The organism is Pyrococcus sp. ST04 (assembly GCF_000263735.1).
Lineage (GTDB): Archaea > Methanobacteriota_B > Thermococci > Thermococcales > Thermococcaceae > Pyrococcus.
Genome location: NC_017946.1, coordinates 1,301,407 through 1,318,327 on the forward strand (window position 1 = coordinate 1,301,407; position 16,921 = coordinate 1,318,327).

Consider the following 16,921-nt stretch of genomic DNA (forward strand, 5'->3'; position numbering starts at 1 on the left):
ATGCTAAAGAGAATCCTCGCAATTATTGCAATCCTTATCATTGGATATTGGCTTGCCCAAGGTCTTGCAAATGTCCCATTTGGACAAGACAAAATGTTAGTGGGGAAGTATTACCTAGAGCATGTAAAGGATCAAACAGGAGCCGTTAATGCTGTCACTGCCGTTGTCGTTAATTATAGAGGGTTTGATACCCTTGGTGAAGTTACCGTACTCTTCATAGCCTCAACTGGAGTTGGAGCTCTCCTTTGGAGGAAGAAGAGAAAAAGGACTGCAAAGACTGAGGGATCTGTTGTTCTAACTACTGGCTCAAAGCTTCTGTTCCCATTCATAATGCTATTTGGGATGTACATATTCATTCACGGTCACCTCACCCCAGGTGGAGGATTTCCAGGCGGGGCAACTATAGCAACGGCGTTCTTGCTGATGTACATGGCATTTACAATATATGAAATACCACACAAGGAATTTGAAGTCACGGAAGGCTTTGCGGGAATGGGGTATGTTCTCGTAGGTTTACTTGGCCTAGCAATAGGAGGGTATTTCTTATTCGACTGGATATGGCAGACATGGCATCTCGGGACAAGTAACATAGGCAGATTGTTCAGCGGAGGATTCATCCCGATAATATACACGATAATCGGAATAAAGGTAGGAACCGAGCTCAGTGGAATCATAGATAACATGCTCAAAGAGGAGGTGAAAGAATGATATCAGCGTATTACTTTGGAGCAATAGCCCTTGTTCTAATTGGCCTGTACGCAGTACTAGTAAAGAAGAACCTTCTTAAGATCCTGATAGGACTAAGCATAATGGAGACAGGAGTAAATCTGCTATTGATTAGTATTGGATATGTTTCTGGCAGATCTGCACCAATTCTTAGCGAAGGAATAACCGCAAGTAAGGCTGTAGATCCAATTCCACAGGCTCTTGTCCTGACGGCAATAGTTATAGGTGTTGCAACTACTGCAATGGCTCTTAGCGTTGCTATAATCTTGTATGAGAAGTATGGGACACTTAATATAGAAGAAATAAGGAGGTTGAGAGGATGAGCCAAGTTGCGGCTCTCTTAATAGCTCTCCCTCTCATCAGTGCATTCTTCGTTCCAGTACTAAAGCAAATAAGTAAGAACTTGATTAAACCGTATTTAGTCCTGATAACATTAGTTCAAACAGGCATAGCTGCATGGGTGTTTAACGAAGTTTACTCAACAGGAAAGCCCATTTTGGTCTATGCCGGTGGATGGAAGCCTCCAGTTGGAATAAACCTCTACATAGGACACTTCGCTGCCTTATTCGTTCTAATAATCGCAATAGTAAGTTTCCTGATGGCAATATTTAGCTTTAAAGCTGTTAATATTGAACCAATAGACAAATACGCAATGCTATTCCTCCTATTGATGCTCGGAGCAACAGGAATGATTGCTACCGGTGATATCTTTAACCTTTTCGTATTCATGGAGATCACAGCAATAACGGCATATGCACTAACAGCATATAATAAGACAGGAGAGGCAGCTGAAGCTTCGATGAAGTATATAGTTTTGGGAGGAATTGGATCCAGCTTTTTCCTAATAGGTGTAGCACTCCTTTATGGTGCAACTGGAACGCTGAACATGGCCCAGCTTGCAGAATTCGCTAAAAGTATAAATCCAGTAGTTGCTCAGGTAGGTCTAGCATTGATAGTGTTTGGCCTGGCCGTAGAGGCCGAGCTATTCCCATTAAATGCATGGGCTCCTGATGCGTACCAAGCAGCTCCTCATCCAGTCACCGTTATGTTTTCAGCATTTGTCGTGAAGGCTGGAATTTATGCCCTAGCAAGGCTACTTTATCTGCTACAAAAGGCAAGTGGATGGTCTTCTGTCCTCAGGTTGCTTCTGATAATGGCAACCTTAACGGTAATCTTCGCGGAGCTATCAGCTCTCAGACAGAAAGATGTGAAAAGAATGATAGCCTATTCAAGCATTGGACAGATAGGACTTGTAGCACTTGCATTCTCTCTAGGAACGCAGGCAGGTGTTGACGCAGGAGTATTCCACATGGTTAATCATGCAATAGTCAAAGCTCTCCTCTTCCTTGGAGTCGGATACGTTGGAATAACGCTTGGAGGAACAAAGCTGGAGAACTTTGAGGGGCTGGGAAGAAGAATGCCCCTGACAGCCCTTGCAATCACAATAGGAGCTATTGCAACAGTAGGAGTTCCACTATTCAACGTATTTTGGAGCAAATTAAGGATAATACTAGCAACTCTAAACGCCGGATTCTTGTGGCCTGCCATCCTGGTGCTATTTGCAAGCGTTGTTGAAGCCGTTTATTACTTCAGATTAGTGCATAGAATCTGGTTCATGGGAACTGGTGAGAGAGCCAAAGAAGGTGTTATAGCCGGAATACTCATAGTGCTGGCAATCATCGTCGTTGCTATTGGAATTGACCCAACACCATTGTGGAATATCGTGACGAAGGCTGGGAATGATTTGTTTAATGTCGCTACCTATATTAAGAACGTTCCTCTAATGGGGGTGGGACCATGAATGAGCTCCTGCTTATAGTATTTTCACCATTAATTGCAGGATTCCTCGCCTGGTTACTAAGGGTTAAAGGAGTTAAAGAAGCTGTAGGAATTATCGGCTCTTTAATTCCTTTGATACTACTAATCAAAGCTTACCCTTCACTCTCTCAGAATAATTTAACATTCACACTCAATGTAGCAGGATTCGAAGTTGGCTTTATGCTTTCACGTCTTAGCTGGGTATTCTCCATGATAGCAGCTGTTGTTGGTTTCACGGCAATCCTGGGTATGGCATCTACGGCAAAAGATAGCTATGAATGGCTCTTTGCTTTGATGAGCCTCACTGGAGTCCTCGGAGTGTTTACTGCCAATGACCTCATAACGTTCTTTGTATTCTGGGAAGTCATGACCTTTGCCAGCTTCATGATGGTCTTCAAGTTTAACAGAGGTGCCTCACTAAAGTACTTTGTGCTTAGCATTATTGGAGCATATGCAATGCTCGTTGCGATAGGAATTATCTATGCAAAGACTGGGAGCATAACATTTGCAGATATATCCACAGCATTCTCAAAGGATGCAATGAGTAAGATGCTTGGAGGTTCTGGAATATTCACGAAAACCGAAACAATGTTGATTTATGGGCTCTTCTTGCTGGCTTTTGGAGTTAAGGCAGGAATGTTTCCACTCCACGTCTGGGCCCCAGATGCATATAGTGAGACCAATCAAAGTTATACCGCAATGTTCAGCGGAGTCCTAAGTAAGGCAGGAGTCTATGGTTTCATTCTCTTGTACGTCCTCATGTATGGAAAGCTGATAGTTGAGTTTGGGCACTTCAGAAGCGCTCCAGCGTTTGGATACATAATAGCCTTCCTAGGAGGTCTAACGATAATCGTAGGAGGTATCCTTGCGGCGTTACAAGAGGATATAAGGAAACTCTTTGCATATTCCAGTATAAGCCAGATTGGATACATCCTAGTAGGAATTGGCGTTGGAACAGCTCTAAGCATAGAGGCCGCTATCTACCACGCAATAAGCCATGCACTCTTTAAAGGGTTGTTCTTCCTTATAGTTGCTACCATTATCTATAGGACAGGAAAAACAGAGTTCAAAGATTTTGGAGGGCTAGCAGAAAAGATGCCATTTACATTTGCAATGGCATTCATAGCAATATTAAGCCTGGCCGGAATTCCTCCACTAGTTGGATTCGCAAGCAAATGGCTTATCTTCGAAGCAGTTATCCATGAAAATCTGCCCATTCTCGGAGGCATGGTTTTCTTTGGAAGTGCAATTGGATTCGTGTATTTGATAAGATTCACCTATGCGGTATGGTTCGGCCAAAGGCCAAGTGATATAGAGAACACGAAGGATGCCCCACTTCCACTTGCAATAGCTATGGGAATTCTAGGAACACTAAACGTTATCTTTGGAGTTGCACCTGGTCTCGTAGCCCAAGAGCTGAACAAGCTGTTCGGTCAGCAAATTATTGGGGGGAACATTTGGGAGTTAGATCTTGGCTTCGGAAGGTACAACGGATTGCTATTAACTATTTGGATGACGATAGGTCTTCTAATAGCCGCTATAGTATACTTCCTTGGTGCTAGTGTAAGAAAGGTACCAGTCACAGACACATACCAGTCAGGTAACCCTGTAACGATGGAGTACAATCTAACTATAAGAAGGAACTTCTTCCTTCCACTTAAAGAGGCCATGGCATTCTGGTTAAGGATAAGCTTTGACAAACTGTACCACGATATCTGGAAGAGCATGGAGGACTTTGCAGAAACTGCGAGAAATTACATCTATAATGGTAATGTTCAAGCTTATGCTTGGTATCTGGCAATAATCTTAATAATATTAGCTGCAATGGGGGTGTGAAGGATGTTTGGGACTTTCCTTAAAGCCCTCCTCATAATTTTGTATGCCACCTTTGTGGGCTTCATGTTCATGGGAATCATTAGGAAAGTTACGGCAAGGATTCACAGAAGAATAGGCCCACCAATATATCAGCCCATAATAGACACTATAAAGTTCCTTAGCAAAAAGGAAAACATAACACACGGCATAATTTACGACTTCGGAATAATATTCGCCCTCGGAGCTACAATTTTAGCCTTGATGTTCATTCCACTTGGAAGTATAAGCATAATGAGGGCATATGGAGATTTGATCCTGATTACGTTCTTGCTTGAAATTCCAATGCTCGGAATAATGTTTGCTGCAATGAGCTCAGGAAACCCATATGCAGGGATAGGTGCCCAGAGAGCTCTGTTAACTCTCCTTGCAATTCAAGTACCATTAGGATTTGCCATTGTGGCACTCGCTGAATTCTATGGAACATTTAGCACTTACGAAATAGTTATGGCTCAGCAGACGAGCGGATGGAGCATATTCCACCTACCATTACTCCTGGCTGCAATAGCTTATGACATAGTCCTCCAAGCGATGTTCGGAAAAGAACCATTCGACATCATGATAGCACCTGGAGAAATATCATTAGGTCCAATGGTCGAGTTTGGTGGAAAACATATGGGAATACTCCAAATACAGCATGCAATGGGTCTATTTGCAGAGACCTTATTCTTCTCGAACATATTCCTGGGAGGAGCAGTGATAACGACGTTTTCAAGTCCAATACTCAACACCCTTGCAACCCTTGCAGTCCTATTGGTTAAGCAACTAGCAGTTCTTCTAATTGCAATATTTGTCAGCACGATATTCCCGAGGTTCACAATTGACCAAGCAGCAAAGTTCTACTGGAAGTGGCCGACAATAATAGCCGCTTTAGGAGCAATATTAGCGAGCCTGTGAGGTGGTGGGTATGGTAGATTGGAGGTTGTTTGAGCCACTGTTCAATTGGGCGAGAAAGAAGAGCCTTTGGATTGTATCATTTTGTACTGGGTGCGGTGGTATAGAGATGCCACCTCTCATGACTTCAAGATACGACATAGAGAGATTCGGTATAATACCAGATCCAAGCCCGAGACAGTACGATCTCTTCCTAATAACCGGATACGTTACTCCAAAGACTCTCAAGAGAATAATCATAACTTACGAAATGGCTCCTGATCCCAAATGGGTTTTAGCTCACGGTTCATGCCCTCTCAACGGTGGAATTTACTGGGACTCTTACAATGCCATAAAGCACCTCGATAAATACATCCCAGTTGATGTGTTCATAGCAGGGTGCATGCCCAGACCGGAAGCAGTTCTCGACGGAATACACAAGCTAATGGAGATGATCGAAAACGGAGAAGCCGATGGCTGGAAGAGATACAAGGAGAATTACGAATGGTATAGAAAGAATCAGGAAGAACTTCTTGGCGAGGGATGGAGAGAAAAAGAGGCAAGAAAGTGGATTCCATGGTTAATGGACAAGAAAAAGGAGGTTAAAGAATGACATGGGAAGTTGGAGAGAACTTAGTAAAGTCAATACTCGAAAAGGCACCATATGCAGAGGGTAAGGTAAGAAGAGAGAGAAGGCTTGAGTTTAAAGTTCCAGCCGAAAGGATCAGAGAATTCCTCATGATAATGAAGGAGCATAACTTTCCATTAATGCTGCAAATAACGGCCGTCGACTGGCCCAAGGAAGGAGAGATTGAGCTGGTATATCATTTAATGAACATTGAACTTGGCACCCATGCAATGGTCAAGACCAGAATACCAAGAGATTTAGATAAAGCAAAAATGCCAACAGTAAGAGACCTATACCCAGCCGCTGAAACGTATGAAAGGGACGTTCATGACTTCTTTGGAGTGTACTTTGAAGGCAACGAGAAGATGGAAATGCCCTGGATACTAGATGACCCAGAACAAGGGCTATATCCCCATAGGAAAGATTTCGACATGTTAGGCTATGTAAAGAAGAAATACAAGATCTTAGACAGATTTGACGAAAATAAGGACAGGTATGTAATTTGAGGTGTTGGGTTATGGTCACCCAAGAAGAGCTAATTAGAGAAGCGAGAGAGAATGGTATGGAATTGTTCCCCATAGATAAGGATACATACGAATTATTCTTTGGTCCACAACACATGGCAACTGAAAACTTCAGTATAATCCTAAAAATGGACGGAAACAGAGTTGTTAAGGCTATTGCAAATCCAGGTTTTCTCCACAGAGGGTTCGAGAAACTTGCAGAGTTTAGACCTTGGTACACAAATATAGCACTACTCCTAAGAATATGTGTTCCCGAATCTGACGTTCCTGAAGCAATTTATTCAATGGCAGTCGATGAAATCATAGGATGGGAAGTCCCAGAAAGAGCGCAATGGATAAGGACAGTAGTGCTTGAGATGGCTAGAGTCTCTGCATACCTCTTCTGGATTATGGGACTAAGCTTTAAGTTAGGTGTTTACACGGCAGGACAATGGGCAGCTGCCTATAGAGAGAGATTTATGAGGCTCTTTGAAGAGCTAACGGGAGCAAGAGTATACCACATCTACACAATCCCAGGTGGAGTAAGAAGAGATATCCCAGGTGACAAATGGCTCAGACAACTTAGAGATACCGTGGAGTACGTTAAATCAAAGCTACCCGACTTTGACAACCTAGTCTTCGAGAACTACATAACATATAGGAGAATGGAAGGAATTGGAGTCATGGACAAGAAATTCGCACTCAGGGAAGGTGTTACCGGGCCAAACCTCAGGGCAACTGGGGTCGCATATGATGTTAGGAAAGATGACCCCTATCTCCTTTATTCAGAGCTGGACTTTGAAGTTCCAACGATGAAAGAGGGAGATGCCCTAGCCAGAGCTCTTGTGAGGAGATATGAGATCGAACAAGACCTTTACATACTAGAACAACTCCTCGAAATGGGGCCACCAAGCGGACCATATAAGGTGGAAGACCCAAGACTCAAGAACTTACCCAGATTTAAAGTTCCTGCAGGAGATGCATTTGCTCATGTAGAATCAACGAAAGGAGACTTTGGTGCCTATGTTGTGAGTGACGGTGGAAATAAACCCTATAGGGTTCACGTGAGAGGGCCGAGCATAGCTCATGGTATTAGGGTTCTTGAGCAGTTGTTGGTTGGAGCTAGAATAGCCGATGTTCCCGTGATATTGATGAGTCTCGATAACTGCCCACCCGACATAGACAGGTGATGGTAATGCCGGCTAAGGTTGTGGGGGAAGAGAAGGTTAAAAAGAGTCCATCCTTTGTAAAACCCTGGCTTGGCCTTAAATATCTCTTCAAAAAGCCCGTAACGATAAAAATACCCGAGGAGAAGATAGAACCAGCACCCAAGTACAGAGGATTTCACACACTCGACTGGAAAAAATGTGTAGGCTGCAACTTCTGTGGCCAAATATGTCCAGCGAGAGCTATTGAAATGACGTGGATAGAAGTTGATGGAAAGATGGAAAAGAGACCTCATCCAAAGATAGATTATGGTAGATGTACATTCTGCCAGTTCTGTGTCGATGTATGTCCGACTGGAGCACTCGGGTTTATTGAAAGTTACATACTCACAACAACAGGAGACGAGGAAGAGCTACAACTCTATGACTGGGTACCAATACACCCAGACAAGTTTAAAGAGATTCAAGATCAGTACAGGGACTGGAGATTCCCCGTAGAGAAGATTGAGGTTAATGAAGAAACTAGAGAGGTAACTTATTATCTGAGAAACGGAGAGACATTCAAGTTTAAGATAGTAGGGTATGGCATAAGACCTCCAAAGCCTCCAACAAAGCCCGCTCCAAAGAAGGAAGAGAAAAAAGATTCAAAACAGTAACTTCTCTATCTCATCCCATATTTTTTCGGCCACTTCGCTCTTTTTCATCCTTGGTAATTTCTTCACGCCATCTCTAGTTACAAGAATAACTTCATTCTCATCACTACCAAAGGCTTCCAATGTGTTCCCCACTACCAAATCAACACCTGCCCTTTCAATTTGCTTTTTGGCCTCTTCAACTACTCTGTCAGCAGAAGTTTCTGCCTTAAATCCAACAAGGAGTACATCTGGCTGCAATTCCTTTATCCTGTCTATGATCTTTGGATTTGGGACAAGTTCAAGAGTTACTGTTCTATCACTCTTTATCTTTTCACTAGAGACTATCTTTGGCCTGAAGTCACTTACAGCCGCTGCCATAATCACGACATCATACTTCTTCTCACTAAGCTCTCTTTCTATTACCTTAAGCATCTCTTCAACGGTCTCCACGATTATTTGGTTCTCGACAAAGCTCTTGACGCTACCTTTCGTTTTTATTAAGGTAACCTCTGCCCCTCTGAAGTCTGCCTCCTCCGCAAGAGCTACCCCCATTTTGCCGCTACTCGCATTAGTTATAAAGCGAATAGGATCTATGTACTCCCTGGTAGCTCCAGCGGTTACAAGGACTTTTTTTCCTTTTAGACTTTTTGGATGAAGCTTTCTAATGACATTATAGACAATCTCATCAATTGTCGCAACTTTTGCCTTTCCTTCTTCAATTCTCGGACCTATAAATTCTACACCAAGCCTCTTTAGCTTCTCAATGTTCTCTCTAACTATCGGATGCCTATACATGCTCTCATGCATGGCGGGGGCTATCATTATTGGAATATGAGAAAAGGCAGTAGTAACCACTGTTGTTACTGGCGTGTCATCTATACCACATGCAATTTTACTTATCGTGTTGGCAGTAGCAGGACATATAAGTATTAAGTCTGCCTTGTTCTCATGCTCTCCGGCAAGCTCAACATGCTCTATGAATCCCGTGATTTCAGTTACTACAGGATTTCCTGTCGCGAATTCCATTGCGTATGGGTGAATTATTTTCGTCGCGCTCTCGCTCATCACCGCATGAACCTCAGCACCGTGCCTAATTAACTCCCTAGCAAGCTTAACACACTCTACAGCTGCTATACTCCCCGGAATTGCAAGTACTATCTTTTTGCCAACCAGCTTTCTACTCTTCGTTGCGTAGATAAGCTTCACATGATGAAGCATTTTCATCCACCAAAGAAAGCTTTATTTAGAATTGTTTTTAAGTTCCTCGAATTTCTCATATAAGGTGGATACATATGGAAAAGAAGAGAACATCTTTGGGATTGGAAGAAAATGTTGAAGCTGCTTTGTCTTATATAGCAGGATTTATAAGTGGAGTAATTCTACTCGCTCTCGAAAAGGACAGTGAGTTTGTTAGATTTCACGCAATGCAGTCTACTGTGACATTTCTTGGATTATTTATACTTTGGGCATTATTTTCTTGGATACCCTTCTTTGGATGGTTTTTCGTCGTGATAATAAAGATAACTGCTCTAATAGCTTGGATCATTGGGATAATAAAGGCATACCAGGGAGAGATGTTTAAATTCCCAATAGCAGGGGAGTTAGCAGAAAACCTGCTCCCAAAGGTAAAGTTATAAGCGAAACCCGTATATAATCTTCTGTCCCTTTTATTTTTGGTGGCTGAAAATGAGAAAAACTGCTATAATTCTTATTTTTGCGATTCTTGGTCTCATGCTACAACCAATTCTCGCACAGTGTCCATGTGAAGGCAGAACAGTAATATTAAAAGCCCCTGCAGTTTCAATGACATCAACTGGAGAAATGGTTGGAGTTCCCACTGAATTCGTAATTACTGTGGCTCCAGGAAGTGGGCACGTATATGTCGAAACATGGCCATTAACAGAGGTTGACATGCAGGCATCAGCGAGACTAGCAGCAGAGGTCGCTGGTAGGGTTTTAGGAATTAACATGGATAAATATGATGTGTTCATTCAAGTAAGAGCAGACTCTCCAATTATTGGCGGACCTTCAGCAGGAGGAACAATGACTGTCGGAATAATAGCAGCACTAATGGGGTGGAAGGTAAGGAGCGATGTCATGATGACTGGAATGATAAATCCGGACGGAAGCATAGGACCAGTAGGGGGTATTCTTGAGAAGGCTTCAGCAGCTCACCAAGCAGGAGCAAAGATATTCCTGATTCCAGAGGGTCAAAGAATTCAAATTGTTACGGAAACCCAAAAGAGACAGATAGGTCCAATAACCCAGATAACAACCACCGAAAGAAAAGTTGATGTGGCAAAGTACGCTGAGGAAAGGTGGGGGCTAAAAGTCATAGAAGTTAAGGACATATACGACGCGGTTTACTATTTTACGGGACATAGAATAGAAAGGCCTAAACCTAAAGGTCACGTCATAATAACGACAACATTTCTTGAGAAGGATGCAAAAGATGACTACGACTCAACAATGTCGTACTATGAGAAGATCGAGAACAAGCTCAAGAACAGCGATGTTAGTTATTCCACATACAGCTACCTAAAATCGGCCCTTGATGATGCATATAAGACACTCCAAAATGCGAAATCTGCTTTGGATAGTGGTAAATATTATACCGCAATGAGCCTCGACTTTCAAGCCAGGATAATAATAAGGCACGTAGACTGGTACATCGACGTGTATGAGGGAAAAGACATAGAGGAGATATTTCTAGAAGTTAAGAGGGAAATAAACAACGTCGAGTCCTATGTCTCAAATCTTACAATAAAAGGAGTTACAATGCTTCAAGCAGTTGCGGCTAGTGAAACTAGGATAGAAGACGCAAAGGAATATCTCAAGAAAGCACAGGCAGCTTACTACAAGCAAGACTACTGGGATGCAGTAAGCAATGCAGCATACGCCTATGAGAGGGCCAAAACAGCCGAACTCTGGGCAAAGCTAGGTGAAAGATATGCAAGAGGCCAAGTAATCTCTCGAGAAGCAATTAAAAAGGCTGCAAGGAACCAGCTTGACAATGCTAGGCTTATCGTGACATACATAACTTCAATGTTTGGCCAACAGAACCTGCAGGATCTTGTTGATACCCTTAATAAGGGAGAGCAGTATTACGAAGATGGCAAATACTCTGCCGCCTTGTTCTCAGCGATGGAAGCTAGAATAAGAGGAGAAGTTATTCTGGACACAATAGGCATTGACAATGTTACTGTCCTTGAGGACAAGCTCAAGATGATGAAAGAAGAGGCTAAGACTGCAATAGGGCTAGCCCAGGAGGGAGGAACAGTTCCACTACTATCAATGGCATACTATGAGTTCGCAGAGAGTTACGAAGCCAAGGGAGACGTCCAGGATATAATAACTGCGATGGTCTTCTATCAATATGCAAAGGAGACAGCCCTTGTATTCCTTGGATGGAAGTCCTACAATACTACAACGACAACCACAATATCATCTCCAATTAAGACAACAACCTCGACTCCTACTCAACAACCCTCAACAACAACCACAACTTCAGCAGAGAAGGGGGAGAAAACCCAAAGCGTGTGTGGACCAGTAGCTTTGCTTCTCTTAGCCATAATACCCCTTGCCTTTAGACGTCGCTAGCCCTCTTATTTTTCATTATTTCTGGAAGGTAGCCAAGTCTATCAAGAAGGTCTATTTCCCATTGGGCCAAGCTGGGACACACTGTACAGCCTAACCTGTAGAAGCCTTGATAGTAGAGAGGATGTAACTCCAGGCCATTCATAAGTATATAGAGCTGAACCATTGCACCACTCCAGAACTTTATTGGCATAACCTCGAGCAATTTTCCAAATGGAGTGTGTCTTTCAATTACAGGAGGCTTTAACCTTCTCTTAGCACTTTCAGCATCTCTATCCCCAACTACGAGAACTGGATTTTCAATTTCCTTAACGGCATTATAAAGAGCCTCAACTTTCATTCTTGTACACCATCTATTAGCATGGGTGGGCATTCCATGCTTTTCTATGGGCATCGGAACATCTACTTTAACTACATTGACCCTAAGCTTCTTAGCTACCTTTTCCACGTACTCATCAGTAAGGGGCATCTCATACTCCATTTTTACATAAACAGCAGTGACATCGTCAAAGACTTTACTAGCAAGTATCAAGGCGGCCGTAGAGTCTTTACCCCCGCTCCAGGGAACCACAACATTCTTGTCCTTAAACTTTTCTAAGAATTCAATGCTTGCCTTTTCAAAGGCTTTGATATATCCTTCATTTGCCTTTACCGTTTTTTTGAGAGATACATTTTCAAGCGCAGGAATCTTCCATCTAACATCTGTCGGCCTACCAAGTATCTTCGCTATCTCTGCTATTTTATTGGGTCCTGAATAATACTCTTCAACATTCATAGTTTTCCTCAAAACTAATGCAACATCTCCCGGATCAACATCCAGTAATGCCTTCATGTTGCGTCTGAACCCTTCTCCAAATGCCAGGTATATGTCATAGTCAGGATTTATTTCAACTCCCAATTGGTTTTCAGGAGTTAGAATATAATGATCATTATCCCAAGATACTCCCAACCTAAATCTTGCCTTTATCTCCTCTATGTGAGAGTACAGCTCGTCAACTCTCATGTTCCGCACTTTCTTTGTTCTAAGTATCCTAATGAAGAATGGTTCCTTAATTTCAGCCATTATGTCCTTGGCAAGCTCCTTTTCTTTTTCCCCGAAGAGAAGTATTGGAATGTAAGAACTCTCCAACGCTTCCTCTAAGCTGTCTCTTACCTCCTCTAGTCTCCTCCCCCCACCCAGAGTAGATACCTTGAGGTAACCTCCATAGTTCCTTTCATTTATGTATTGGATAGCCTTTGCATCTTTTCTTGCTCTAACTATTATGTTGAACATCAATATTTTAAAGAAAGGGTGCAATTAAAAGGATACCGGAGATAACCTTTACACCAAAACAAAAATGTAAGGAAATGAAGGAAGATGATGAAAACTCCCTGACCTGAAAAAAGATGATGAAGACCGGTTCACTGACTCTTCTTTGCTTTTGCCTTTTTGAGCTCTTCCTGCTTTCTCTTTATCTCCTCAGCCTCCTCAGGGGTTAGATAGATAAACTTGTCATCATATTTATCGTAACTTGCGAGTAGAAATTCATCGCTCATTTGAAGTGCGCCTGTTGGGCATACATCAACACACTGCTTACAGAACACGCACCTTCCCGTCCAGAGAGCCACCTTCCTTATCTCTGGAAGATAAACAAAGACTCCAGCAGGACAAACCGTAACACACATCCTACACCCAACGCACTTATCGACATTATACACTATTTTTCCTCTAAAGCCTTCTGGAACAGGAACTGGTTCAGTTTTTGGGAATAAATTTGTTGCTGGCTTTTTGAACATGTTTTTAATCACTGTGGATAGGAGAGGAAGGCGAATCATATTATCACCCCCATCGCCAAGATCAGAGATCCAATAACACTAGCAGCAAAAACTCTCGTCCAGAGAATGTTTATTGCTTGGCTAATCTTTAGCCTTCCAGTTACTGCCCTAAAAACAGTCTTAGCAATGAGCAATACTATGAACACCTTGGCAGTATGGAGGAGTAGATTAACGATATACCCTACAACACCTGGAATTGGGACTTGCCACGGGAATAATACAGCGACAACTAATGAAGCAGCTATGAATTCCTTTATTGATTCTGCAAGCTTTATTATTGCCAAATATCTCCCACTATACTCTACGAGTGTTCCTTCAGCTATTTCCTCCTCAGCCTCTGGTATGTTGAAGAATCCTGTCTCTATCTCACTGGCCAACCAAGCCATGAACACGTACACAAGTATTGCCCCTGCTACCCATGCCATTGGTCCCAGCTCCCAGATATTATGCTCGTAGAGACTCGACAAGCTGAAAGGCTTCTGGACACCAAGCTTTGAGATACCCCACATGATTGCAAATACCCCAAGCATCATGGCCGGTTCTCTAGATACAAGCATTGCAACTTCTCTTGATGCTCCTATTCTCCCATAAGGACTTCCAGAGCTCATAACACCGATAACCAAGAAGAAGTCCGCCAATGTTAGGAGGTATATAAATACTATAATGTCGCCCTTTGTTGCAAACAATGGAGCAAATCCCATAGGTGTGTAAGCTAAAAGGGCTATTGTGGTTGCCAGCATCAAAACTGGTGCCGCTTTGAACATGAAGTTTGCTGTATTGGGAATTATAGTTTCCTTACTAATGAGCTTTAAGAAGTCATAGAAGGGCTGAAGTATTGGAGGCCCTACCCTTCTCTGCATCCTGGCAACTAGTTTTCTATCTATACCGCTGAAGAGTAAGGAGATTATAGAGACATAAACATAAAGTCCTATCACTCCCAGTAACGCATAAACAGTGTTCATAGTAACACCCCCCTTGAGCATCCAACTCCAGCAGGCGTTGGATCGCCTTTAACCTCCGGGTTAATTTCCCTGGTCTTCTTTATTGACAGCCTGAGAAGGTCTTTCTCAGTTAGAACTATCCTCTCTCCCTCTTTTATCACAGCAACTCTATCCGTACAGCTTAAACAGGGATCTATTGAGGCTATAGCAACGACAACATCAGCCAGTTGGTTGCCCTCAAGGCCTTTTGCTACTGCAAAGAGGTTTGGAAACGTTGGTTCTCTCATCTTCCACCTAACTGGTCCATCCCTTCCTTTCTTGCCCTTCACATAGTGAACCAGTTCTCCTCTTGGGGCTTCATATCTTCCAACTCCCTCTCCATCTCCAAGAATTTTGAGTTTGGCAACTAGAACATTATCCTTCGGAAATGTCTTTATTTTTCCTTCTGGCATTTGGTCTAGGGCATGTTCAATTAACTCCAAGCTCTGCCAGAGCTCTCCAATTCTTACGGCCATTCTATCGTACACGTCCCCTCTAGCCTTTTCTCCAGTAACATCCTCGGGCATCACGGGCTTTATGCCTAGCTCTGGATAAACTCCAAGCTGCTCACTCCATCTAGCATCATCTTTAACTCCTGAACCCCTAGCCGTTGGACCGACAGCTCCAAGATCCCTCGCAACCTTCTTAGATATGATGGCTGAATTCCTAAGCCTAGCTTCTATTGTTGAATCGTGTAAGAATACATCCTCTATCTGTGGCAGAACTTCCCTGTAGTATTTTATCATGTCTAAAAGAAGCCTCTTGTGCCTCTCTTCTATATCCCTTCTTACACCACCAATAGTCATCATAGAGTAATTAACCCTATTTCCTGTTATGGCCTCCAAGACATCCATGACTCTCTCCCTGGCCAGCCATGTTAAATGCAAAACCGTATCATAACCTATATCATGGCCAACCACACCAAGGTTCAGAAGGTGTGAATGAATTCTTTCTAGCTCCCCAATGATCACCCTAATATATTCAGCTCTCTCTGGAACCTCAATGCCTGCCATCTCCTCAACAGCTCTAACATACGTGTGATTATGGGAGAAGGAGCAGATTCCACATATTCTCTCTGCAAGGTACATTACTTGAACATAATTCCTTCTCATTGCTATCCACTGAATTCCACGCAAGTTATACCCAAGCTTGACATCAACGCTTACTATTCTCTCTCCATCCAATGTGAGAATGAACTTCTCAGGTTCCTCTAATCCTGGATGAATTGGACCGAATGGAACTTTAACCCAATATTCCACTTTTTTTGTCATTTTCCTCCCCTCCTCAGGAGATAGGGATGGCCAGCATTCTTAACCATCTCTTCTGGAATACCTTTCTCGTCAAGCCTGAGCGGATATATCCCTTCTGGAAAGTCGTCTGGAAGGAACAACCTTCTCTTATCTGGAGCATTTTCGAAATCTATGCCGATCATTTCCATTGCTTCCCTTTCAAACTGAAGGGAAATTGGGAAGATGTCGCTGATGTCTGGAAGAACTGGATCATCCTTTGGGACTGTCGTCTTAACTAGCAATGAAATCCCCGGAGCATCTTCAAATTTTAAGAGGAAGTGAATTGTGAAGTCTATACTATCTCCAATGTCTTCTTCTATCGCTATGGAGTAATGAGTATCTTCATCAAACTCTTTTAGGAACTTCATGAAAGCTCTGAAGCTTTCTCTAGGTATTTTAACCCAGACTCTCTTTCTTCCCCATTTATTCTCCTTTATTTCAACATCAGCATTTGGAAACGTCTTTTTTACAAGTTCAACAAAGTACTCTTCCTTGCTCATTCTTCTCCCTCCTCAGGTGGAATCTCACCTTTTATCATCTTAGCGAGCTTCTCCAATGCCAAAACAACACCATAGAGAATAGCCTCTGGCCTTGGTGGACAGCCTGGAACAAAGACATCGACAGGAATAACGTTATCTAGCGGGGCGTTGGTGAAGGGACTTTCATAGAAAACGCTTCCTCCAGTAGGACATGCTCCTACTGCAATCACAATCTTTGGATCTGGCGTTTGTTCATAGACAAGTTTAACCCTTTCAAGGCTCTGATTTGTCACAGGACCTGTTACAAGTAGTATGTCAGCATGTCTTGGACTTCCTACAAGCTTTACTCCAAACCTTTCAGCATCGTACCTAGGGGTTAGAGCAGCTATTATCTCTATGTCACATCCATTACAGCTACCGCTATTTACATGGAACACCCATGGTGACCTTCCGATGAAGCGACATAGTTGAGCTATCCTCTTTTCAAGCTTTTTCCTCTCGTTTGCTTCTTTTTGATCTGCAGGAATCTTAATCGTCATT

The 16,921-nt window shown here is 42.8% G+C and carries 18 protein-coding genes and 1 other RNA gene; 12 read left to right on the forward strand and 7 right to left on the reverse strand.

Annotated elements, in window-relative coordinates:
• The 9 genes from PY04_RS06805 to nuoI are packed head-to-tail and all read left to right on the forward strand — an operon-like array spanning nucleotide 1 to nucleotide 8,242.
• Entirely contained in the window at nucleotides 1-708 is a 708-nt protein-coding gene (locus PY04_RS06805; RefSeq protein ID WP_014734397.1) for a Na(+)/H(+) antiporter subunit B, read from the forward strand.
• The gene (locus PY04_RS06810; protein ID WP_014734398.1) at nucleotides 705-1,049 is read left to right on the forward strand and encodes an NADH-quinone oxidoreductase subunit K; all 345 of its coding nucleotides are present in this window, start codon (nucleotides 705-707) and stop codon (nucleotides 1,047-1,049) included. The genes PY04_RS06805 and PY04_RS06810 overlap by 4 nt, the downstream gene beginning before the upstream one ends.
• The gene (locus PY04_RS06815) at nucleotides 1,046-2,527 is read left to right on the forward strand and encodes a proton-conducting transporter membrane subunit (RefSeq protein ID WP_014734399.1); all 1,482 of its coding nucleotides are present in this window, start codon (nucleotides 1,046-1,048) and stop codon (nucleotides 2,525-2,527) included. The genes PY04_RS06810 and PY04_RS06815 overlap by 4 nt, the downstream gene beginning before the upstream one ends.
• On the forward strand, nucleotides 2,524-4,380 hold the full coding sequence (locus PY04_RS06820) for a proton-conducting transporter membrane subunit (protein WP_014734400.1): 1,857 nt from the start codon (nucleotides 2,524-2,526) through the stop codon (nucleotides 4,378-4,380). Before PY04_RS06815 ends, PY04_RS06820 begins: the two co-directional genes overlap by 4 nt.
• Before the next feature lie 3 nt (nucleotides 4,381-4,383).
• Nucleotides 4,384-5,313: a respiratory chain complex I subunit 1 family protein gene (locus PY04_RS06825; protein ID WP_014734401.1), complete on the forward strand. Its 930-nt coding sequence runs from the start codon at nucleotides 4,384-4,386 to the stop codon at nucleotides 5,311-5,313.
• A 10-nt stretch (nucleotides 5,314-5,323) separates the two neighbouring features.
• Nucleotides 5,324-5,902: an NADH-quinone oxidoreductase subunit B family protein gene (locus PY04_RS06830; protein WP_014734402.1), complete on the forward strand. Its 579-nt coding sequence runs from the start codon at nucleotides 5,324-5,326 to the stop codon at nucleotides 5,900-5,902.
• Complete coding sequence (locus PY04_RS06835) at nucleotides 5,899-6,423, forward strand: NADH-quinone oxidoreductase subunit C (RefSeq protein WP_014734403.1); 525 nt, start codon at nucleotides 5,899-5,901, stop codon at nucleotides 6,421-6,423. The genes PY04_RS06830 and PY04_RS06835 overlap by 4 nt, the downstream gene beginning before the upstream one ends.
• An 11-nt stretch (nucleotides 6,424-6,434) precedes the next feature.
• Nucleotides 6,435-7,610 carry an NADH-quinone oxidoreductase subunit D gene (locus tag PY04_RS06840; protein ID WP_014734404.1) on the forward strand — a complete coding sequence of 392 codons (1,176 nt, stop codon included), beginning with the start codon at nucleotides 6,435-6,437 and terminating at the stop codon, nucleotides 7,608-7,610.
• Between the two features lie 5 nt (nucleotides 7,611-7,615).
• Complete coding sequence (gene nuoI / locus PY04_RS06845) at nucleotides 7,616-8,242, forward strand: NADH-quinone oxidoreductase subunit NuoI (RefSeq protein WP_014734405.1); 627 nt, start codon at nucleotides 7,616-7,618, stop codon at nucleotides 8,240-8,242.
• Here the strand turns inward: nuoI and coaBC are convergent.
• Nucleotides 8,231-9,439 (reverse strand): bifunctional phosphopantothenoylcysteine decarboxylase/phosphopantothenate--cysteine ligase CoaBC, encoded by a 1,209-nt coding sequence (coaBC, locus tag PY04_RS06850; RefSeq protein ID WP_014734406.1) that lies wholly within the window; start codon nucleotides 9,437-9,439, stop codon nucleotides 8,231-8,233. The two genes, nuoI and coaBC, sit on opposite strands and share 12 nt — an antisense overlap.
• A gap of 74 nt (nucleotides 9,440-9,513) precedes the next feature.
• On the opposite strand from coaBC, the gene PY04_RS06855 reads away from it, so the two are divergent.
• Both PY04_RS06855 and PY04_RS06860 read left to right on the forward strand, forming a co-directional pair.
• Complete coding sequence (locus tag PY04_RS06855; RefSeq protein ID WP_014734407.1) at nucleotides 9,514-9,858, forward strand: DUF4870 domain-containing protein; 345 nt, start codon at nucleotides 9,514-9,516, stop codon at nucleotides 9,856-9,858.
• A gap of 49 nt (nucleotides 9,859-9,907) precedes the next feature.
• Nucleotides 9,908-11,821 carry a S16 family serine protease gene (locus PY04_RS06860; protein WP_014734408.1) on the forward strand — a complete coding sequence of 638 codons (1,914 nt, stop codon included), beginning with the start codon at nucleotides 9,908-9,910 and terminating at the stop codon, nucleotides 11,819-11,821.
• Here the strand turns inward: PY04_RS06860 and PY04_RS06865 are convergent.
• On the reverse strand, nucleotides 11,808-13,091 hold the full coding sequence (locus tag PY04_RS06865) for a phosphoadenosine phosphosulfate reductase family protein (RefSeq protein WP_048056229.1): 1,284 nt from the start codon (nucleotides 13,089-13,091) through the stop codon (nucleotides 11,808-11,810). The two genes, PY04_RS06860 and PY04_RS06865, sit on opposite strands and share 14 nt — an antisense overlap.
• A gap of 80 nt (nucleotides 13,092-13,171) precedes the next feature.
• Between PY04_RS06865 and PY04_RS09515 the strand changes: the two genes are divergently transcribed.
• An RNA gene (locus PY04_RS09515) (C/D box small nucleolar RNA) lies at nucleotides 13,172-13,229 on the forward strand.
• Here the strand turns inward: PY04_RS09515 and PY04_RS06870 are convergent.
• Genes PY04_RS06870 through PY04_RS06890 form a run of 5 tightly spaced genes read right to left on the reverse strand, consistent with a single transcriptional unit; the run spans nucleotide 13,220 to nucleotide 16,920 of the window.
• Nucleotides 13,220-13,633 carry a 4Fe-4S dicluster domain-containing protein gene (locus PY04_RS06870; protein ID WP_048056076.1) on the reverse strand — a complete coding sequence of 138 codons (414 nt, stop codon included), beginning with the start codon at nucleotides 13,631-13,633 and terminating at the stop codon, nucleotides 13,220-13,222. The genes PY04_RS09515 and PY04_RS06870 overlap by 10 nt on opposite strands.
• Entirely contained in the window at nucleotides 13,630-14,595 is a 966-nt protein-coding gene (locus tag PY04_RS06875; RefSeq protein ID WP_014734411.1) for a respiratory chain complex I subunit 1 family protein, read from the reverse strand. The genes PY04_RS06870 and PY04_RS06875 overlap by 4 nt, the downstream gene beginning before the upstream one ends.
• On the reverse strand, nucleotides 14,592-15,884 hold the full coding sequence (locus tag PY04_RS06880; protein WP_014734412.1) for a nickel-dependent hydrogenase large subunit: 1,293 nt from the start codon (nucleotides 15,882-15,884) through the stop codon (nucleotides 14,592-14,594). Before PY04_RS06880 ends, PY04_RS06875 begins: the two co-directional genes overlap by 4 nt.
• Nucleotides 15,881-16,402: an NADH-quinone oxidoreductase subunit C gene (locus PY04_RS06885; protein ID WP_014734413.1), complete on the reverse strand. Its 522-nt coding sequence runs from the start codon at nucleotides 16,400-16,402 to the stop codon at nucleotides 15,881-15,883. Before PY04_RS06885 ends, PY04_RS06880 begins: the two co-directional genes overlap by 4 nt.
• Complete coding sequence (locus tag PY04_RS06890) at nucleotides 16,399-16,920, reverse strand: NADH-quinone oxidoreductase subunit B family protein (RefSeq protein ID WP_014734414.1); 522 nt, start codon at nucleotides 16,918-16,920, stop codon at nucleotides 16,399-16,401. Before PY04_RS06890 ends, PY04_RS06885 begins: the two co-directional genes overlap by 4 nt.
• Nucleotide 16,921: the final 1 nt, after the last annotated feature.